Origin of the sequence: Streptomyces sp. ADMS (assembly GCF_033441795.1) — a bacterium.
Classification (GTDB): Bacteria; Actinomycetota; Actinomycetes; order Streptomycetales; family Streptomycetaceae; genus Streptomyces.
This window is the reverse complement of sequence record NZ_JAVFVX010000070.1, coordinates 1-18122: the sequence shown is the minus strand read 5'-3', so window position 1 is coordinate 18122 and position 18122 is coordinate 1. Positions and strand designations below refer to the sequence as shown.

General features: G+C 70.3%; 14 protein-coding genes. 9 read left to right on the top strand and 5 right to left on the bottom strand.

The window, feature by feature from the left end; all coding sequences use genetic code 11:
- Positions 1–52: 52 nt before the first annotated feature.
- Positions 53–1111, bottom strand: coding sequence for a LacI family DNA-binding transcriptional regulator (locus tag RB628_RS26720; RefSeq protein WP_318323069.1), 1059 nt, complete (start codon positions 1109–1111; stop codon positions 53–55).
- 222 nt (positions 1112–1333) lie between these two features.
- Between RB628_RS26720 and RB628_RS26715 the strand changes: the two genes are divergently transcribed.
- The gene (locus RB628_RS26715) at positions 1334–2950 is read left to right on the top strand and encodes a glycoside hydrolase family 43 protein (protein ID WP_318323068.1); all 1617 of its coding nucleotides are present in this window, start codon (positions 1334–1336) and stop codon (positions 2948–2950) included.
- Positions 2951–2961: 11 nt separating this feature from the next.
- On the opposite strand, the gene RB628_RS26710 is transcribed toward RB628_RS26715, so the two are convergent.
- Entirely contained in the window at positions 2962–3372 is a 411-nt protein-coding gene (locus RB628_RS26710; protein WP_318323067.1) for a hypothetical protein, read from the bottom strand.
- Here RB628_RS26710 and RB628_RS26705 point away from each other — a divergent pair.
- The 4 genes from RB628_RS26705 (at position 3362) to RB628_RS26690 (ending at position 11523) form a co-directional block, all read left to right on the top strand.
- The gene (locus RB628_RS26705) at positions 3362–5146 is read left to right on the top strand and encodes a glycosyl hydrolase family 28 protein (protein ID WP_318323066.1); all 1785 of its coding nucleotides are present in this window, start codon (positions 3362–3364) and stop codon (positions 5144–5146) included. The genes RB628_RS26710 and RB628_RS26705 overlap by 11 nt on opposite strands.
- Before the next feature lie 102 nt (positions 5147–5248).
- On the top strand, positions 5249–8512 hold the full coding sequence (locus tag RB628_RS26700) for an alginate lyase family protein (protein ID WP_412180727.1): 3264 nt from the start codon (positions 5249–5251) through the stop codon (positions 8510–8512).
- Positions 8513–8552: 40 nt separating this feature from the next.
- Entirely contained in the window at positions 8553–9830 is a 1278-nt protein-coding gene (locus RB628_RS26695; RefSeq protein WP_318323064.1) for an alginate lyase family protein, read from the top strand.
- 106 nt (positions 9831–9936) lie between these two features.
- Complete coding sequence (locus tag RB628_RS26690; RefSeq protein ID WP_318323063.1) at positions 9937–11523, top strand: carboxylesterase/lipase family protein; 1587 nt, start codon at positions 9937–9939, stop codon at positions 11521–11523.
- 40 nt (positions 11524–11563) lie between these two features.
- Here RB628_RS26690 and RB628_RS26685 read toward each other — a convergent pair whose 3' ends face one another.
- Both RB628_RS26685 and mmuM read right to left on the bottom strand, forming a co-directional pair.
- Entirely contained in the window at positions 11564–12661 is a 1098-nt protein-coding gene (locus tag RB628_RS26685) for a LacI family DNA-binding transcriptional regulator (RefSeq protein WP_318323062.1), read from the bottom strand.
- A 142-nt stretch (positions 12662–12803) separates the two neighbouring features.
- Complete coding sequence (gene mmuM, locus RB628_RS26680; RefSeq protein ID WP_318323061.1) at positions 12804–13739, bottom strand: homocysteine S-methyltransferase; 936 nt, start codon at positions 13737–13739, stop codon at positions 12804–12806.
- 175 nt (positions 13740–13914) lie between these two features.
- On the opposite strand from mmuM, the gene RB628_RS26675 reads away from it, so the two are divergent.
- Complete coding sequence (locus RB628_RS26675) at positions 13915–15330, top strand: APC family permease (RefSeq protein ID WP_318323060.1); 1416 nt, start codon at positions 13915–13917, stop codon at positions 15328–15330.
- Positions 15331–15345: 15 nt separating this feature from the next.
- On the opposite strand, the gene RB628_RS26670 is transcribed toward RB628_RS26675, so the two are convergent.
- Positions 15346–15957, bottom strand: a complete 612-nt coding sequence (locus tag RB628_RS26670; protein WP_318323059.1) for a hypothetical protein — start codon at positions 15955–15957, stop codon at positions 15346–15348.
- Between the two features lie 451 nt (positions 15958–16408).
- Between RB628_RS26670 and RB628_RS26665 the strand changes: the two genes are divergently transcribed.
- The 3 genes from RB628_RS26665 (at position 16409) to RB628_RS26655 (ending at position 18085) form a co-directional block, all read left to right on the top strand.
- Positions 16409–17050, top strand: a complete 642-nt coding sequence (locus tag RB628_RS26665; RefSeq protein ID WP_318323058.1) for an HAD family hydrolase — start codon at positions 16409–16411, stop codon at positions 17048–17050.
- Between the two features lie 106 nt (positions 17051–17156).
- Entirely contained in the window at positions 17157–17696 is a 540-nt protein-coding gene (locus RB628_RS26660) for a helix-turn-helix transcriptional regulator (RefSeq protein ID WP_318323057.1), read from the top strand.
- Entirely contained in the window at positions 17612–18085 is a 474-nt protein-coding gene (locus RB628_RS26655; protein ID WP_318323088.1) for a hypothetical protein, read from the top strand. Before RB628_RS26660 ends, RB628_RS26655 begins: the two co-directional genes overlap by 85 nt.
- Positions 18086–18122 lie beyond the last annotated feature (37 nt).

Sequence of the window (18122 nt, the reverse complement as noted above, 5' to 3'; positions counted from 1 at the left end):
GCGCGGAACTGCGCGACCAGCCCCCCACCGCCCCGCAGCCAGAAACCACACATCAGGCTCCTGGCCCGCCGGAGCCGTACGCAGCCGTACTGCCCCGCACAACCAGTCGCGTGGACAACTCCGTACGCGTTCCCTCCGGCCGCTCCCTCTCCATCATCCGCACCAGCAACCGCACCGCGGCCCCCGCCATCTCCGACAACGGCTGCCGGACAGTGGTGAGCGCCGGAGTGACCCACCGTGACTCGGGCAGATCGTCGAACCCGACCACGCTCACGTCCTCCGGCACCCTCAACCCCCGCTCCGCCAAAGCCCGGTACACCCCGAGCGCCATCTTGTCCGAGCAGACGAACACCGCCGTCGGCGGCTCGGGCAGGTCGAGCAGCTCCAGCATGCGCCGGCGGGCGACCGTCTCGTCGAAGCTGCCGTAGCGGATGTACTCGGGGCGCTGGCGCACCCCGGCCGTGACGAGCGCCGAGCGATACCCGGCCACCCGGGCGCTGCTGCACATCTTGCGCCGGTAGCCGGCGATGACCGCGATGCGCTCGTGCCCCAGGGCCAGCAGATGTTCGGCCGACGTCACTCCGCCGTGCCAGTTGGCCGCGCCCACCGACACCACCCCCGGCGGCGGTTCCAGCACCGGGTCGATCATCACGAACGGGATGTGGTGCTGGTCGAGCCAGGCGTACTGGGACGGGGTCAGCTCGGCGAGGTTGAACAGGACGCCACAGGAGCCACGGGTCGTCAGCTTGTCCAGCCAGCCGCGTTCCGGGCGCCCGCCCCGGGTCCGGGTCAGGCCCGCCGACACGACCACCTCAAGGCCCGCGTCGTGCGCCGCCTCCTCCACGCCGTGCAGGATCGCCCCCGACCAGGAGCTGTCCAGCGAGTGGACGACGAGATCGACCATGCCGGGCGCCTTCGACGCGTCGAAGCGGGGTCTGCGGACATAGCCGAGCCGGTCCAGCGCCTCGGAGACCCGCCGCCGGGTCTCCGGAGCCACGTCCTCCCGGCCGTTGACGACCTTCGAGGCGGTCGGCACGGAGACCCCGGCCTCCCGGGCCACGACCGCCAGCGTGGGGCCCGTCGGCGCGCTGCCACCCCCGGTGCGGACCATCTCCAACCGCCTCTCCGGCCCGCCCGAGGGCCATCGAAAGTTTCGAATAGCACTGCTCACACGACGGAAACATTGACCGCGTAGCAACCGGTTCCTACATTAAGCCCGCCTCAACACGGCGTGAAGACGCAGGAATTCAAAAGGATCACACCGACCGAAAATTTCGAAATACCGAACGCGAAAGCGGAACAGGTGTCAGGACAGGACATGAGAAGTGAGGCCATGACCGCAGGCCACATCAGCAACCCCGTGCTCCCCGGATTCCACCCGGACCCGAGCATCCTGAGGGTCGGCGCCGACTACTACCTCGCCACCTCCACCTTCGAGTGGTTCCCGGGCCTCCCCGTGCACCACTCGACGGACCTCGTCCACTGGAGACCCGCCGGTCATGTCCTGGACCGCGCCGACCTCCTCGACCTGCGCGGAGTCCCCGACTCGGGCGGGGTGTGGGCGCCCTCGCTGTCGTACCACGAGGGGCGGTTCTGGATGGTGTACAGCGTCGTCCGGACCGTCGGCTCCCCCTACAAGGACCTCGACAACCACCTCATGACCGCCGAGTCGATCGAGGGTCCGTGGTCGGACCCGATATTCCTGAACTCCTCCGGGTTCGACCCGTCCTTCTTCCATGACGAGGACGGCCGCAGCTGGCTGCTCAACATGCAGTGGGACCCGCGCGAGGGGCATCCGTCGTTCGCCGGAATCCTGCTGCAGGAATACGACGCGCAGAAACAGGCTCTGATCGGAGCGCCCCGGACGATCCTCACCCACGAGGAGCTGATCGAGGGTCCCAACGTGTACCGGCAGGGCGGCTGGTACTACCTGATGCTCGCCGAGGGCGGCACCGGCTGGAACCACGGCATCCTGATGGCGCGCTCCCGCGAACTCGCCGGACCCTATGAACTCGACCCGCGGGGCTCCCTCCTGACGACCCGGGACATTCCCGACTGGCCGCTGCAGAAGGCCGGGCACGGGGAGTTGGTGTGCACGGAGGCGGGGGAGTGGTACCTCGCCCATCTGGCCTCCCGTCCCGTGGCCACCCCCGACGGACCGCGCTGTGTGCTCGGGCGGGAGACCTGTCTGCAACGCGTGACCTGGACGGACGACGGCTGGCTGCGACTGGCGGACGGGGGACGCCGGCCGAGCCTGGAGGTCGTGGCGCCCGGGGGAGCGGATAGGCCGACCGGCGCTCCGGTAAAGGCCGCTGAGCACGACGACTTCGACGGCCCCGCTCTCCCCGGCCACTGGAGCACCCTGCGCGTCCCCGCCGCCCCCGACTGGCTCACCCTCGACGAGAGGCCCGGTCACCTGCGGCTGCGCGGCCGTCAGAGCCCGCACTCACGGTACGGCCAGAGTCTGGTCGCGCGCCGGCTGACCTCGGTGCGCTGCGAGATGACGACGGTGGTCGACTTCCGCCCCGCCCACTTCACCCAACTGGCCGGTCTGATCTGCTGGTACGACACCACCCAGCACTACTACCTGCGCCTCACCCACGCCGAGGGCAGGGGCAGGGTGCTGGGCGTGGTCCAGACCGACGACGGGGCGTACGGGGAGTTCCCGGACTCCGAACTCGTCGTCGACGACTGGCCTCTGGTGCATCTGCGGGCCCGCTTCGACGGCGCCGAGCTCCGCTTCTCCGCCTCCCCCGACGGCACGGACTGGCGGCCGGTCGGACCCGTCCTCGACGCGAGCAGGCTCTCCGACGACTACGGCGAACGGCTGCGCTTCACCGGCGCGTTCGTCGGCGTCTGCGCCCAGGACCTGGGCGGCACCCGCGCCCCGGCCGACTTCGACTGGTTCGACGTACGAGAACTGCCCGACCCGTCAGAAACCGGTTGCTGAACTGACTCGTGTCAACGAGGGAAATCAGTCTTCTCGAAAGTCGGCTGGGGGTCTTGACGCCTTTTGCTGACAGGAAGAAGCTCTGCCGCGACGGACAACAACCGGTTGCTGTCCGGGTTCTCGGCCGATATCCGCACCACGCACCAGACACAGCAGGAGGTGGGACGTTCATGCACGCACAGGTCACCGGTACACACCCGAGCCGCCGCCGGTCTCTCGCCCTCTCGGCAGCCGGTGGTGCGGCGGCCGGCGCGACGGCGCTGAGCGGCTGCGCCCTGCGGGTCGCCGGCGCGGCCACGGGCGGCGGTGAGTCCATCACCATGATGGCCGAACTCGACGACGTCTCCGCCGAGCAGGCGCAGCGCGAGCTGGGTATCGATCGTCTTCCCCTCCTTCCAAAGGAACCACTCCATGAAAGACACCGAGAGCACCGGTCTGTCCCGGCGCACCCTCCTTCAGGCCGCCGGTGCCACCGCCGCCGCCTACTCACTGATCGGCGCCGCGGCCGGTACCGCCAGAGCCGGCGACACGCCCGGAGCGCCCGACAAGCTGGTGGTGTACCCCATCCCGAGCGGGGTCCCGACCAACGCGAGCTTCTCCGTCAAAGCCCGGACGCCGGGCGGAGAGTGGCAGCCGGTGCCGATCTACCGCGCCAGAGCGAAGCAGATAGACGCGAACACGGGCAGTGGTCCGGTCTTCAATTCCTCCGTCGCCACGTTCGACTTCAACGGCACCGTGGAGGTCGCCGTCACCTCGTCCAAGGGGACCGTCGGCACAGCGCGGATCCGTCCCCTGTCGTACGGCACCCCGTTCACGGTGGACGGCGCCACGGTGAGCTTCACCCTCACCGAGCCGCGCAACCTCTCCATCGAGATCGACGGCGAGATCTTCAACAACCTGCAGTTGCACGCCAACCCGGTCGAGAGGCACGTACCCGACCCCGACGACCCGGACGTCATCTACTTCGGGCCGGGCCTGCACAACACCACCGACAACGTGGTGAAGGTGCCCAGCGGCAAGACGGTCTACCTGGCCGGCGGCGCCGTCCTGACGTCCCGGGTGGAGTTCGTCAACGTCGAGAACGCCCGGCTGCGCGGCCGTGGCGTGCTGTACAACTCGCCCAGCGGTGTCCTTCTCCAGTACTCCAGGAACATCGAGATCGACGGCATCATGGTGCTCAACCCGAGCAGCGGCTATGCCTGCACCGTCGGTCAGTCGAAGCAGGTCACCGTACGCGACTTCCACTCCTACAGCCACGGCCAGTGGGGCGACGGCATCGACGTCTTCTGCAGCGAGGACGTGCTCATCGACAACGTCTGGATGCGCAACTCCGACGACTGCATCGCTATCTACGCCCACCGCTGGGACTACTACGGCGACTGCCGCAACATCACCGTCCGCAACTCCACCCTCTGGGCGGACGTGGCGCACCCGATCAACGTCGGCACGCACGGCAACACCGACAAGCCGGAGACCATCGAGAACCTCGTCTTCAGCAACATCGACATCCTCGACCACCGCGAACCGCAGACGGACTACCAGGGCTGCATCGCGCTCAACCCCGGTGACAGCAACCTGCTGCGCAACGTCCGCGCCCAGGACATCCGGGTGGAGGACTTCCGCTGGGGTCAGCTGATCAACATGCGGGTCATGTACAACAAGTCGTACAACACCTCCGTCGGCCGGGGCATCGACGGGGTGTACATCAAGAACCTGACGTACAACGGGACGCACGCCAACCCGTCCGTCATGGTCGGCTACGACGCGGACCATGCCATCAGGAACGTGACGTTCCAGAACCTCGTCATCAACGGCAGGTTCATCGGCAACGGGATGAAGAAGCCCGGCTGGTACAAGTTCACGGACATGATGCCGGCGTACGCCAACGAACACGTCCTGGACACCCGGTTCCTGAACTCCACCGAGGCCACGTCCGCCGACAAGCCGTCGATCACCAGCCCGGACCAGGCCACGGCCACCAGGAACCAGGTCTTCAACCACCTGATCACGGCCGGCGCCCTGCCGACCTCGTTCGCCGCCCACGGCCTGCCGAAGGGTCTGGACATCGACACCGCCACGGGCCTGATCTCCGGCACCGTCAGGGACAAGGCCGGCAGGTTCACCGCCACCGTCTCGGCCGCCAACAGCGTGGGCACCGCGACCCAGACCGTCACGTTCACCGTCCAGCACGCGTGACGCACCATTCCCGAACGAACCATGGAGTCACCCGTGCTTCCTCTCAGCCGAAGAAACCTCCTCGGCGCGGCGGGCCTCGTGGCCGCGGCCGGAGGTGGACTGATGTCCGCCTCCGCCGCGGCGGCGGGGGCCCAGGACGCCAGGACCGCACCCCGCGCCTTCGCCCATCCCGGACTGCTGTACGGCGCCGACGACCTCGCCCGTATGAAGGCCGCGGTCGCCGCCCAGGAGTCCCCGGTCCACGACGGCTACCTGACGTTCGCGGCTCATGCCCGCTCGAAGTCGGCGTACACGGTCCAGAACACCGGCCAGATCACCTCGTGGGGCCGTGGCCCCACCAACTTCCAGAACCAGGCCGTCGCCGACTCTGCCGCCGCCTGTCAGAACGCTTTGATGTGGTGCGTCACCGGCGACCGCGCCAACGCGGACAAGGCCCGGGACATCCTCAACGCCTGGTCCAGGTCGCTCACCGCGATCACCGGGGCCGACGGCCCCCTCGGCGCGGGACTGCAGGCCTTCAAGTTCGTCAACGCGGCCGAACTGCTGCGGCACACCGGTTACGACGGCTGGGGCGCGGACGACATCGCGCGCTGCGAGCGGTCCTTCCTGGACGTCTGGTACCCGGCCGTGTCCGGCTACATGCTCTACGCCAACGGCAACTGGGACCTGACGGCCATTCAGACGATTCTCGCCATCGGCGTGTTCTGCGAGGAGCCCACCCTCTTCGAGGACGCGCTCCGATTCGTCGCGGCCGGTACGGGCAACGGCAGCGTCCGCGGCCGCATCGTCACCGACGCGGGCCAGGGCCAGGAAAGCGGCCGCGACCAGGGCCACGAACAGCTCGCCATCGGCCTGATGGGCGACGCCGCGCAGGTCGCCTGGAACCAGGGCGTCGACCTGTGGGGCTTCGACGGCAACCGCATCCTCGCCAACGCCGAGTACGCGGCCAAGTACAACCTCGGCGGAGACGTCCCCTTCACCCCCGACCTCGACCGCACCGGCAAGTACATCAAGACGACCGTCTCCAACAAGGTCCGAGGCAACCTGCCCCCGGTCTACGAGATGTACTACGCCCACTACTCCGGCGTCCGGGGCCTCGACACCCCGTACACCAGGGCCGCCGTCTTCCGCGGCACCGGCGGCATCCGCGTCGTCGAGGGCAGCAACGACGACCTGCCCGGCTTCGGCACCTTCACCTGCGCGGGCACCAGGGCACCCTCACCGGCCGGGCCCACGACTCCGGCGGGCGTCACGGCGGTGGGCGACAACCAGACCGTCACCGTCGGCTGGGTGCCGTCCGCCTGGGCGGACGGGTACACCGTCCAGCGGGGCACCAGGCCCGACGGACCGTACGAGGAGATCGCCTCCGGCATCGACCAGCCCACGTACACCGACAAGGGCGTACGCACGGGACGGACCTACTACTACAAGGTCACTGCCATCAACTCCATGGGCAGGAGCGGCAGTTCGGGATGGGTGGCGGCCACCGCAGGCCTGCCCGAGCCCTGGGCCACCCGGGACGCCGGGGACGTGAAGCGCGCCGGATCCGCCCACTTCGACGGCGAACGGTTCGTCCTGGAGGCGAGCGGCACCGCGGACACCCACCGGGTGGCGCACCTGCTGCTGCCCGGCGACGGCTCCGTCACCGCGCGCGTCGTGTTCCCGCTCAGCTCCCAGTACTCCAAGATCGGCGTCACCCTGCGTGGCTCCCTCGACGCCGCCGCCCCGCACGCGTCGATGCTGATCCAGGGGCTGCCGCTGCACACCTGGAGCGGTGTGTGGACCGTTCGCCCGAAGGCCGGGGCGTCGGTGTCCGCCACCGGCAGCACCCCCGTGCCGCCCAGTCAGCAGACGGCCATCACCACGAGCGCCTCCTTCCCGATCTCCAGCCTCGGGGAGCTGCCGGAGTCGGCGACCCCGATCGAGGCCCCGTACGTCGAGGGCGCGGGCGACGGCTACCGGCTGCGCATGCCGTACTGGGTGCGTGTCACCCGCGAGGGCCGGCGCTGCACCGGAGCCATCTCGCCGGACGGCATCCACTGGACGGAAGTCGGTTCGACGGAGGTGCGGTTGGGGCGAACCGCGTACGCCGGGCTCGCCCTCACCTCCTGTCTGGGCGTCGACGAGGACTACGCCGAGACCGGCACCGGCGCCTTCGACAACGTCACCGTGACGTCGTCGGCCACCGGCGCGGTGTGGAGCACTCCGCGCCCCGGACGCACCGTCACCGACCTGCGGGCGACCGCCGGCGCGGACGCCGTGGAGCTGGCCTGGACCGACCCGGACCTCTCGGCCCGGTACAGGGTGCTGCGGTCCACCGGCGCGGACGGCCCGTACGCGACGATCGCGACCGCCGTCGGCCCGGTCGGGTTCGGCACCCGCATCACGTACACGGACGCCACGGGCACGCCCGGTACGACGTACCACTACGTCGTCGCCAAGTCGAACGGTGGCGGACGCGGCCCGCTCTCGGCGCCGGCCGCCGCGCCGATGCCGGCCCCCTCGGTACCGGAACTCACCTCCACCACCGCGTTCGCGAACAAGGGTGTCCCCTTCCGGTATGTGCTGCGCGCCTCGCACGAGCCCATACGGTTCACCGCCGACGGCCTGCCGGACGGTCTGCGCCTCGACAGGCGCACCGGTGTCGTCTGCGGAACCCCCAAGGGGACGGGCGAGTTCACCGTCGCCACCGGCGCGGGCAACGCCGCCGGCGACGGCGCCGGCACGCTCGGTCTCACGGTCGCCACGGCTCCGCCCGAGCCGTGGACGTACGGCGACCTCGGCGACGTGGTCCTCGACGACCGGCTTTTCGGGACCCTCGGCGTGGTCGCGGTCAGGACGCCCGGCAGTACGGCGTACGAGGACGGGACCTTCGTCGTCCGGGGTGCCGGGGTCGACCTGAACGTCAACGGCCAGGGAGTGACGGGGCAGTTCGTCCGTCGGCCGGTCACCGGCGACTGTGAGGTCACCGCCCGGCTGGTCTCCCGTACCGGTGCCACGACCGCCGACCGGGTCGGGCTGCTGATGGCCAAGTCCCTGTCGCCGTTCGACCAGGCGGCCGGAGCGATCGTCACCGGGGGTGCCACCGCGCAGCTGATGCTGCGCAAGACGGTGGCGGGCGCCTCGACCTTCACCGGAACCTCCACAACTCTCCAACTCCCTTGTCTGCTACGGCTGAAGCGTGCCGGGACCACCTTCTCCGCAGCCTTCTCCACCGATGACGGCGTCAGCTGGACCCCCCTCACCGAGGGGGACGTCCCCGGCTTCGGTGACGCCCCCTACTACGTGGGCCTCGTGGTCTGCTCCCGCGACCCCCTGGCCCGCTGCACCTCGGTCTTCGACGAGGTGAGCATCATCCCCACCTGATCCACCTGGACACACGTCCCAGGATTGGAGATGCATCGCAATGAGCCGCGAAAACCCCCACCAGCACTCCTGCACGCACCAAGTTCACGACACCCGAACCGAGTTGAGCCGCCGCGGACTGCTGAGGTCCGCCGGCGGTCTCACCGCCGCTCTCGTCGTGGGCGCGTCAGCCGCCGCGCTCACGGCCCCCTCCGCCGAGGCCGCGCCCGCGGCCTTCACCCACCCCGGCATGCTGCACGCCTACGGCGAACTCAACCGCGCCAAGGTGCGGGTAGCCGCCGGCAACGACCCCTGGCTCGCCGGCTGGCACCGCCTCACCGCCAACTCCCACTCGGCGTCGACCTGGACGCCCCGGCCGCAGGCCACGATCATCCGGGGCGGCACCGGCGAGAACTACGGCATCCTCTACAACGACATCCACGCCGCCTACCAGAACGCCCTGCGCTGGAAGGTCGCCGGCACGACGGCCAACGGAGACACGGCGGTCGCCATCCTCAACGCCTGGTCGTCCACCCTCACCAGCGTCACCGGCAACGCCGACCGCTTCCTGGCCGCCGGGATCTACGGCTACCAGTTCGCCAACGCCGCCGAACTCATGCGCGGCTACAGCGGGTTCGACCTCGACCGGTTCAGGACGATGATGCTCGACGTCTTCTACCCCCTCAACAACCAGTTCCTCACCGGCCACAACGACGCCTGTATCACCAACTACTGGGCCAACTGGGACCTCTGCAACATGAACTCGATCCTCGCGATCGGGATCCTGTGCGACGACGCGGCCAAGTACGACCAGGCGGTCGGCTACTTCAGGTCCGGCGCCGGAAACGGCTCCATCACCCATGCCGTCCCGTACCTCCACACCGACTCCGCGGGCTACGCCCTCGGCCAGTGGCAGGAGTCGGGGCGCGACCAGGGGCACACCATGATGGGCATGGGCCAGATGGGTGCCTTCTGCGAGATGGCGTGGTCCCAGGGCGACGACCTGTACGGCTACGACAGCAACCGGTTCATGAAGGCCGCCCAGTACGTCGCCAAGTACAACCTGGGCAACGACGTCCCGTTCTCCACCTACACCTGGGGCACCGGCCAGAGCTGCTCGCGGCAGTCCCACACCGTGATCTCCTCCGCGAGCCGGGGCCAGGTCCGCCCGGTCTGGGACCTCCTCTACCACCACTACGCCAAGCGGCGCGGCCTGTCCGTCCCCTACATCCAGGCGATGGCCGAGAGCGTCCGGCCCGAGGGCGGGGGAGGTGACTACGGCACGACGAGCGGCGGCTTCGACCAGCTCGGCTTCGGCACGCTGATGTACGCCAAATAGCCGCCGGATCACCCATCGAATGGCTCCCTCCGCGGGAATACCGCCAGGTCATGTGTTGCTCTGATCTGAACGGTTCACGAGCGGCGGTGAGGGAGCTGGTGGGCGGATGACGGCAGAACCGGCGAGGCCCGTCGTGCGGACGCCCCACGGGAACGTCCGCGGCAGATACGAGGGCGACGGGATCGCCGTGTTCCGCGGCATCCCGTACGCCGCCCCGCCCTTCGGCCCCCGCCGGTTCAGGCCGCCCGTGCCGCCCGCCCCCTGGGACGGGGTGCGCGACGCGGGCGCCTTCGGTTCCAGCGCGCCGCAACCGCCGTACTCCGCAGCCTTCGCCCGGCTGCTGTCGGACCCGGTGGTGCCCGGCGACGACTGTCTCAACCTCAACGTGTGGACACCGGAGCCCGGCCATGGCGCCCGGCTCCCGGTCATGGTGTGGATCCACGGCGGCGCCCTGACCCGAGGCTCCTCGGCGGTGCCCGTCTACGACGGTCATGCCTTCGCCCGCGACGGCGTGGTCCTCGTCTCGGTCAACTACCGGCTGGGTGTGGAGGGTTACGGCCTCTTCCCCGACGCACCGCCGAATCCGGGACTGCGCGACCAGCTCGCCGCGCTGGAGTGGGTTCGGGTGTCGATCGCGGCCTTCGGTGGCGACCCCGACCGTGTCACCGTCTTCGGCCAGTCGGCCGGCGCGATCAGCATCGGCGCACTCCTCGCCTCGCCCCGGGCCCGGGGGCTCTTCCACCGCGCCGTCCTGCAGAGCGGGCCGCCCGAGGTGAGCGACCGCGACAAGGTACGGCGAATGGTGCGCCGGATGGCGACCCGGCTGAAGATCCCGGCGACCGCCGAGGCCTTCGCCGCCGTCGGCCGCGAGTCGCTGTTGCGTGTCCAGGGCGAGGTGGGGCGGCTGAGCAGCCCGGTCCTCGGCGGGCCCGCCTTCGGCATCGTCGTCGACGGCGACCTCGTGCCCCGCGACCCCCTGGAGGCACTGACCGACGGGGTCGCCACCGACATCGACCTGCTCCTGGGCTGGACGCGGGACGAGCACCGGCTGTGGCTGGTGCCGGGCGGACTCCTGGAGCGAGTCGACCGGCTCGGCACGGTCGCCCTGGCCGGCTCCATGGCCCGCTGCCACTGCGGCCCCGAGGTCCCGCGCGGCTACCGCACCCTGCACCCCGGCTCCGGCACGGCCGACCTCGTCGGCCGGCTGGTCACCGACCACCTGCTCCGCGTACCGCTGCACCGGCTCGCGGACACCCGCGGCGAGAGCGGCCGGGCGTATGTGTACGAGTTCGCCTGGCCGTCCACCAGGCCCGGCCTGGGCGCCTGCCACGCCATCGAACTGGGATTCGTGTTCGACACCCACCAGGCACCCGAGTCTGCCAAGCTCGCGGGCGAGGGTGCCCCCCAGGACCTTGCCGAGGCCATGCACACGGCGTGGGTACGCTTCGCCGTCGACGGCGACCCGGGCTGGCGGCCCTGGGACGCCTCCCACCCGGTGCGCGTCTTCGGCGACGGCGACCCGCACACCGTTGAAGGCCCACGGGACAGGGAACTGGCGCTGTGGGCGGCCGACGTCACGCCACCGGACTCCGCCCTGAGGCCGGCCCCTCGGCCCGGTTCGCTCCCGCGCAGTACGGAAACAGGGTCGGTCGTACGACGTCTCCGCCTCCCCGGTGCCGTCCACCGACACTGATCACCGACACCAGCCCCGGTGCGGCGCGGACGCGGAACGCTCAGCCGACCGCGGCTCCCGCTGCCGGTCCGGGGTTCCGTACCGAGTTGCGCACCGAGTTCCGTACGACGACATGTGTGCCCAGCAGCAGGTGCTCGTCCGGGGCGTCCGGGGTGCGGCCGAGGGCGGTGCGGACGGCGAGGCGGCCCAGTTCCTCGTACGGGACGTGGACCGTGGTGAGCGCCGGGTGCAGGTCGCGGGCGAACGGGATGTCGTCGTACCCGGCCAGTGAAACGTCGCCGGGCACGGAGAGCCCGGCCTCGTGGAGGGCGGTCAGCGCACCGGCGGCGACCATGTCGGTGGCGGCCATCACGGCCGTGAACTCCAGCCCCCGGGACAGGGCTTGACGCATCAGGCGGTGGCCCGAGTCCCGTGTGAAGTCGCCGTGCAGACACAGCGCCGGGTCGGGCTCCAGGCCGCGTGCACGATGGGCGGCGGTGTAGCCGCGTGCGCGGCCCTGGGCGGTGGTGTGGTCGGGGTGGCCGCCCAGGAAGAGGACGCGCTGGTGGCCCTGGGACAGGATGTGGGCGCACAGGGCGTAGGCGCCGCCCTCGTTGTCGTACTCGATGACCGTGACCGGCGTACCGGGGGTCAGCGGCGGCCGGCCGCACAGCACGAGCCGGGAGCCGACGGAGGCCAGGGAGTCGGCGATACGGGCCGTGCGGGTGCGGTACTCGGGAGTGTCGGCGGTACCGCCGACCAGGATCACGGCGGCGGCGCGCTGGGCGCGCATCATCTCGACGAACTCCAGTTCGTGCGCGGTGTCACCGTCCGTGCTGCACACCAGGCACAGATGACCGAGCCGGGTCGCCTCGCGTTCCACGCCGTGCGCCATGAGCGCGAACGACGGCCCGGTGATGTCGTCGAGCACGAAGGCGAGCGTGGGCGTCACCACACCGGCGATCGCCTTGGCGCGCGCGTCGGCGACATAGTCCAGCTCACGCACCGCCCGCAGGACGCTGGTACGGGTCGCGGTGCTCACCGGGTAGTCACCGCCGAGCACCCGGGACACGGTGGACGCGGACACCCCGGCGCGGGCCGCCACGTCGCGGATGGTGCTGCGCGTCGGGCTGTCCCCGGTGTTGCTCTTCCTCGTCATGGTGCTACCCCCCTCGCCGTGGGAAGTACGGCAGCAACAGTCGGCAACCGGTTCCCGTCCGGAGGCTAGCAGCGGACGTGAACGGACGGGAGCCGCAGCACGAGGGCCCGGAAGCCGAAAGTCTCACCACGCCGCGGACGGGTCACCGCAGCGTGTCGGCGATCGACGCGATCGCCCCCGGCCCCACCCGGCAGCACCCGCCGATCAGCCGCGCCCCCGCGTCCCGCCAGCCCGTCACCTGCCCGGCGGCGAAGGTCGAACTGCCGCGCCAGGCACGGGCGTCGGCGTCCCAGACCTCACCGCTGTTGGGATAGACCACGACCGGCTTCCCGGTCACCCGGGCCGCCAGTTCCACGGCCCCGTCCACGTCCTCGGGCACGCAGCAGTTCACGCCGACCGCGACGACCTCGTCCGCCTCCCCGGCCAACGCGAACGCCTCCGCCAACGGCTGACCGGCCCGCGTCCGCTCCCCGGCCACGCTGTACGACAGCCAGACCGGCACTCCGAGCCCGCGCGCCGCGCGCAGCAGGGCCTCGGCCTCCTCGGCGTCCGGAATCGTCTCCAGGGCCAGCACATCGGGCCCGGCGGCGGCCAGCACCTCCAGCCGAGGCCGGTGGAAACGCTCCAGCTCGTCGACGCTCAGCCCGTACCGCCCCCGGTACTCGGACCCGTCCGCGAGCATCGCTCCGTACGGCCCGACGGACGCCGCCACCCACAACGGCCGCTCCGTCTCCGCCCGGCGCGCGGCCTCACGGGCCAGTTCCACGCTCAGCCCGAGCAGCTCGCCGGCCCGCTCCCGGCCGATGCCCCGCTTGGCGAAGCCGGCGAAGGTGGCCTGGTAGCTGGAGGTGATCGCGACGTCCGCGCCCGCCTCGTAATAGGCGAGGTGCGCGTCGACGATCGCCTCGGGCTGCTCGACGAGCAACCGCGCCGACCACAGCTCGTCGCTCAGATCGTGCCCGGCGGACCCCAGCTGGTTGGACATGCCGCCGTCGAGGACGAGGGGCGCGCCGGTGGCCAGGGCGGCGGAGAAGGAAAGGGCGGAGGAGCGGAAGGCTTCGCTGGTCTCGCTGGTCATGCCTCGACGCTAGTCGACGGCGGACCCGACGACCGTATGTGTCCAGTACATGAACAGATGGCCCACCATGTGGGATGGCGAGTTACGATCGCGTCCTCCCCACCCCTTCCCGGCCCTCTTCTCGTATGTTCCCAGCCGTCCCCGTCCCCGTCCCTCCCCGCCCACCGGAAGTGTCATGACTGCTCCCAGCACCACCGAGGCCGACGAGCCGGAGCTGACTCCGACCTCGCCGACCGCGACCTCGCCCCGACGCCGCACCTTCGGTTTGGCCGCCGCCACCGCGCTCGTCATGGGCAACATCATCGGCGGCGGCATCTTCGTCCTGCCCGCCACGGTCGCCCCGTACGGCTCGGTCAGCCTGGTCGCCTTCCTGGTCCTGTCCGTAGGCGCGGTGCTGCTCGCCCTGCTCTTCGGCAGGCTGGCCCGCCGCAGCCCGGTCACCGGCGGCCTGTACGTCTACCCGCGCGACGCGTTCGGCCCCTTCGCGGGCTTCCTGTCGGCGTGGTCGTACTGGACGATGACCTGGGTCAGCATCGCCGCCCTGGCGGTGGCGGTGGTCGGTTACGTGGACGTACTGATCCCCTTGAACGACAGTCACACCCTGGCGGCACTGGTCGCGATACTGGCCCTCTGGCTGCCGGCCGCCGCGAACTTCGCGGGCACCCGGTGGGTCGGGACCGTGCAGATCGTGTCGACGATCCTGAAGTTCGTGCCGCTGCTGCTGGTCGCCACGGTCGGCCTGTTCTTCATCGACACGGACAACTTCGGCCCGTTCAACGCGTCGGGCGACAGCGTGCCCGGCGCCCTGGCCGCCTCCGCCGCACTGCTCCTCTACAGCTTCCTGGGCGTCGAGTCGGCGGCTGTCAGCGCGGGCGAGGTGGAGGACCCCGAGCGCAACGTGGGCCGCGCGAGCGTCCTGGGCACGCTGGGCTCGGCCCTCGTCTACATCCTCGGCATCGTCGCCGTCTTCGGCCTGGTTCCGCACGACAAGCTGGTCGACTCCGGCGCCCCCTTCGCCGACGCGGTGAACGCGATCACCGGTGGCAGCTGGGGCGGCACGGCCATCGCGCTGGTCGCGGTCGCGTCGATCGTCGGCTGCCTCAACGGCTGGATTCTGCTGGCCGCGCAGATGCCGTACGCGGCGGCCCGCGACGGCCTCTTCCCGGCACCGTTCGCGAAGGTCGGCAAGGGCGGGGTGCCCGGCTTCGGCGTCTGGGCCTGCGCGGTCCTCGGCACCATCCTCATCGCCTTCAACTACACGGCGGGCCCGGACACCACGTTCCGCGTCCTGGTCCTGATCACGACGTTCACGGGCTGCGTCCCGTACCTCCTCTCGGCCGCGGCCCAGCTGTACTGGCTGGCCAAGGGCACGCGCGACCGCGTCCGCCCGGCCGGCCTGGTCCGCGACCTGATCGTCGCCGCGCTGTCGTTCGCGTTCTCGTTCTGGCTGATCGCGGGCGCGGGGTACGCGGCGGTGTACCAGGGGGTGCTGTTCCTGTTCGCGGGGATTCCGGTGTATGTGTGGATGCGGGGGCGGCAGGCGTCGGAGGCGGCCGACGCTGCGGGCGAGCCTGAGATCAAGGCCGCCTGACCACACTCGCTCGCTTCACTCGCTCCGCACGTCGGAGAAGACGACCTCGAACTCCTCCAGCCCGGTCACGGTGACATGTGCCTTGGCGGCGCCCTCATGCCTGGCTGCCGCCTGGCCGCCGCGGGACGCGGCAAGGGACTCACGGTCCGCGAACACGGCCGCGACCAGCCCGCGTCCCCGGTCGCGGTCGATGAGCAGGGACGCCCCGGCCAGTCCCGGGAGCGTTTCGAGCTTGGGGATCACTGTCGCCCGGAACGTCTCGGCGAAGAGATCCGCGTCCGAGGGGTCGAACTCCACCCTGGTGACCCGCAGTCCCGCTCCCGCCCTCGGCTGTCGGACCGGGTGGAAGACCACCGCTTCGAAGTTGTCGGTCGCTGTCGTCGCCGCGAACCGCTCCAGGAGCGCCGCCCGCCGCTCGCGCAACGCCTCGTCGCTGTACCTCCGGCTCTCCTCCGTCTCCCACCAACTGGCCGTCAGCAGTTTTCCGAGCTTCCGGTCCACGAAGAGCCCGAAGCCGCGGAATCCTGGCTGCCGCGCGATCAATTCCCGGCCCTCGGTGCTGAGCCCCTCGATGGCCGTGTCGATGTTTGCCGGATCACCGGTCGCGTAAACCGCGCGTACGAACATGACGGCTCCCTGAAGCCGCGCGCACACCCGAAAATTCTGACAGTGGCCAGTCTTCTCCTGCGGTCGAACCTGGGCAAACCGGTAGCTGGGGGCGTCAGGGTCTCACGATTTTGGGCTCGCCCGGTTCCGGGTCGGTGGGCGGGCGTCCCACGTCCGACAGCGTCTCGCGGGCCCGTGCGTCGAGGAAGCGGGTCACGAGACGCTGGGCAGCGCCGAAAATGACGGCCCGGGCCACTACGCGGGCTGGAATAAGGAGTCGGAGGTCCACTGGACGGCTTCCGGCGACCCCCGGCACTGGAACTACTGGCGCCGAGAGGCCTACGTGTACGAGTCGGGTCTGGCGCAGGTGCGGCCGTACGGCATTCGCGGCCGTCTCGGTGGAGACGGCGCGCCACGACCTCCACTGCGTGCACGGATCATGAGCAACGGTGTGACGCCATAGGCTCCCAGGGTGATTGAGACCATCGTGTTCGACGTCGGCGAGACGATCACCCGAGACGACCGGTACTGGGAGGCCTGGGCGTCCTGGCTGGACGTACCCCGCCACACGCTCTCCGCGCTTGTCGGCGCTGTCGTCGCTCGTGGCCTGGACAATGCCGAAGCGCTGAGGCTCCTCCGCCCGGGCATCGACGTCGCCGCCGAATACCGGGCCCGTGAAGCCGCCGGCCGCGGCGAGTGCGTTGATGAGAGCGACCTCTACCAAGACGTACGGCCGGCTCTCGCCGCACTCCGCGAGGCCGGTGTACGTGTGATCATCGCCGGCAACCAGACACCTCGCGCGGGTGAACTGCTGCGCGACCTGGACCTTCCTGCCGATCTCATCGTCACCTCGGGGGAGTGGGGTGTCGCGAAACCGCAACCGGGTTTCTTCCGGCGGGTGGTGGAGGTCGCGCAGGCTGCTCCGAACTCGACGGTGTACGTGGGCGACCACCCGGCCAACGATGTCTTCCCGGCGAAGGCCGCGGGGCTGCGCGTCGCGCACATCCGGCGAGGGCCGTGGGGGTATCTGTGGGCGGACGACGCGGACGTTGTCGCGGCGGCGGACTGGCGGATCGACAGCCTCACCCAGCTCATGGCGATCACCGAGGGCTGATCAGAGGCGGATACTGCCATCAGCCAGTCCTAATGGGGTCATTCGCATACCCGCGCCATCTTTGTGTGGGTACGGTTCGGAAGGGATGCCCTGAAATGGAGTCAGTATGCCCGTGCGCAGCCACGGCGGGGTAGGCAGGCGGATTGCCTACTACCGCAGTGTCGCCCGCCCGAAGATGACGCAACAGCAACTCGCGGATGCCGCCTGCGTTTCTCTCGGCGCCATCCGCAAGGTCGAGCGCGGTGAGCGCGGTGTCAGCGAGGCTACCCTCGAAGCCATCGCCGACGCTCTCGGCATCGACTCCATGCGGCTGCTCACCGACCGCGACCCGGCCCACACTCGAGTCCACGACGCGTTGCCCGTGTTGTCTGCGGTGATCGCCACGTACGATTTTCCGCTGACGGCCCAGTCCGTCCTGTCGCAGAACTGCGCGCAGCCGTCGGGGAAGCCGCCCGCTGGAGGCTGGCGGCGCAGTACATGCGCATCGCCCGCGAGTTGCCCGTTCTCTTGGATGAACTTGCCCGCGCCTATCACGGGGCTTCCGCCGCGGAGCGAGCCGAAGTGGCCGGACTTCTGGTCAGGGCCTACCGTTCCGCGGATGCCGTCGCCTACAAGTTCGGCGCACGGGATCTGTCGGCGCGCCTGATCGACCTCATGCGGTGGGCCGTACCGGCGGCCGGCGATCCAGTCCTTTCCGCGTCCGTCGCCTACGTGCGCACCGAGACCTTCTTTGCTGCACACGCCTACGCCGCTGGACTGCGCGCCTTGGAACACGCCCTGGACGCCGCGCCAGCCGCCCGTACGGCGCCGGAGACCGCAGCACGCGGTGCCCTCCACATGCGGGCCGCGGTCATCGCGAGTAGGGCACATGATGCCTCGGCCGCCACCACTCACCTTGACGAGGCCCGTTCACTTGCCGACCAGGTGCCGGAGGACGTGTACTGCGGCACTGCGTTCGGTCCGGACTCCGTCCGTATCCACGAGGTGTCCGTCGCCGTCAGTTTGGGGAACGACCATGTGTCCCTCCCCTCGTAGCGTGGAGTCCGTGATTGCAGGGGAAGTTGGGGTTCAT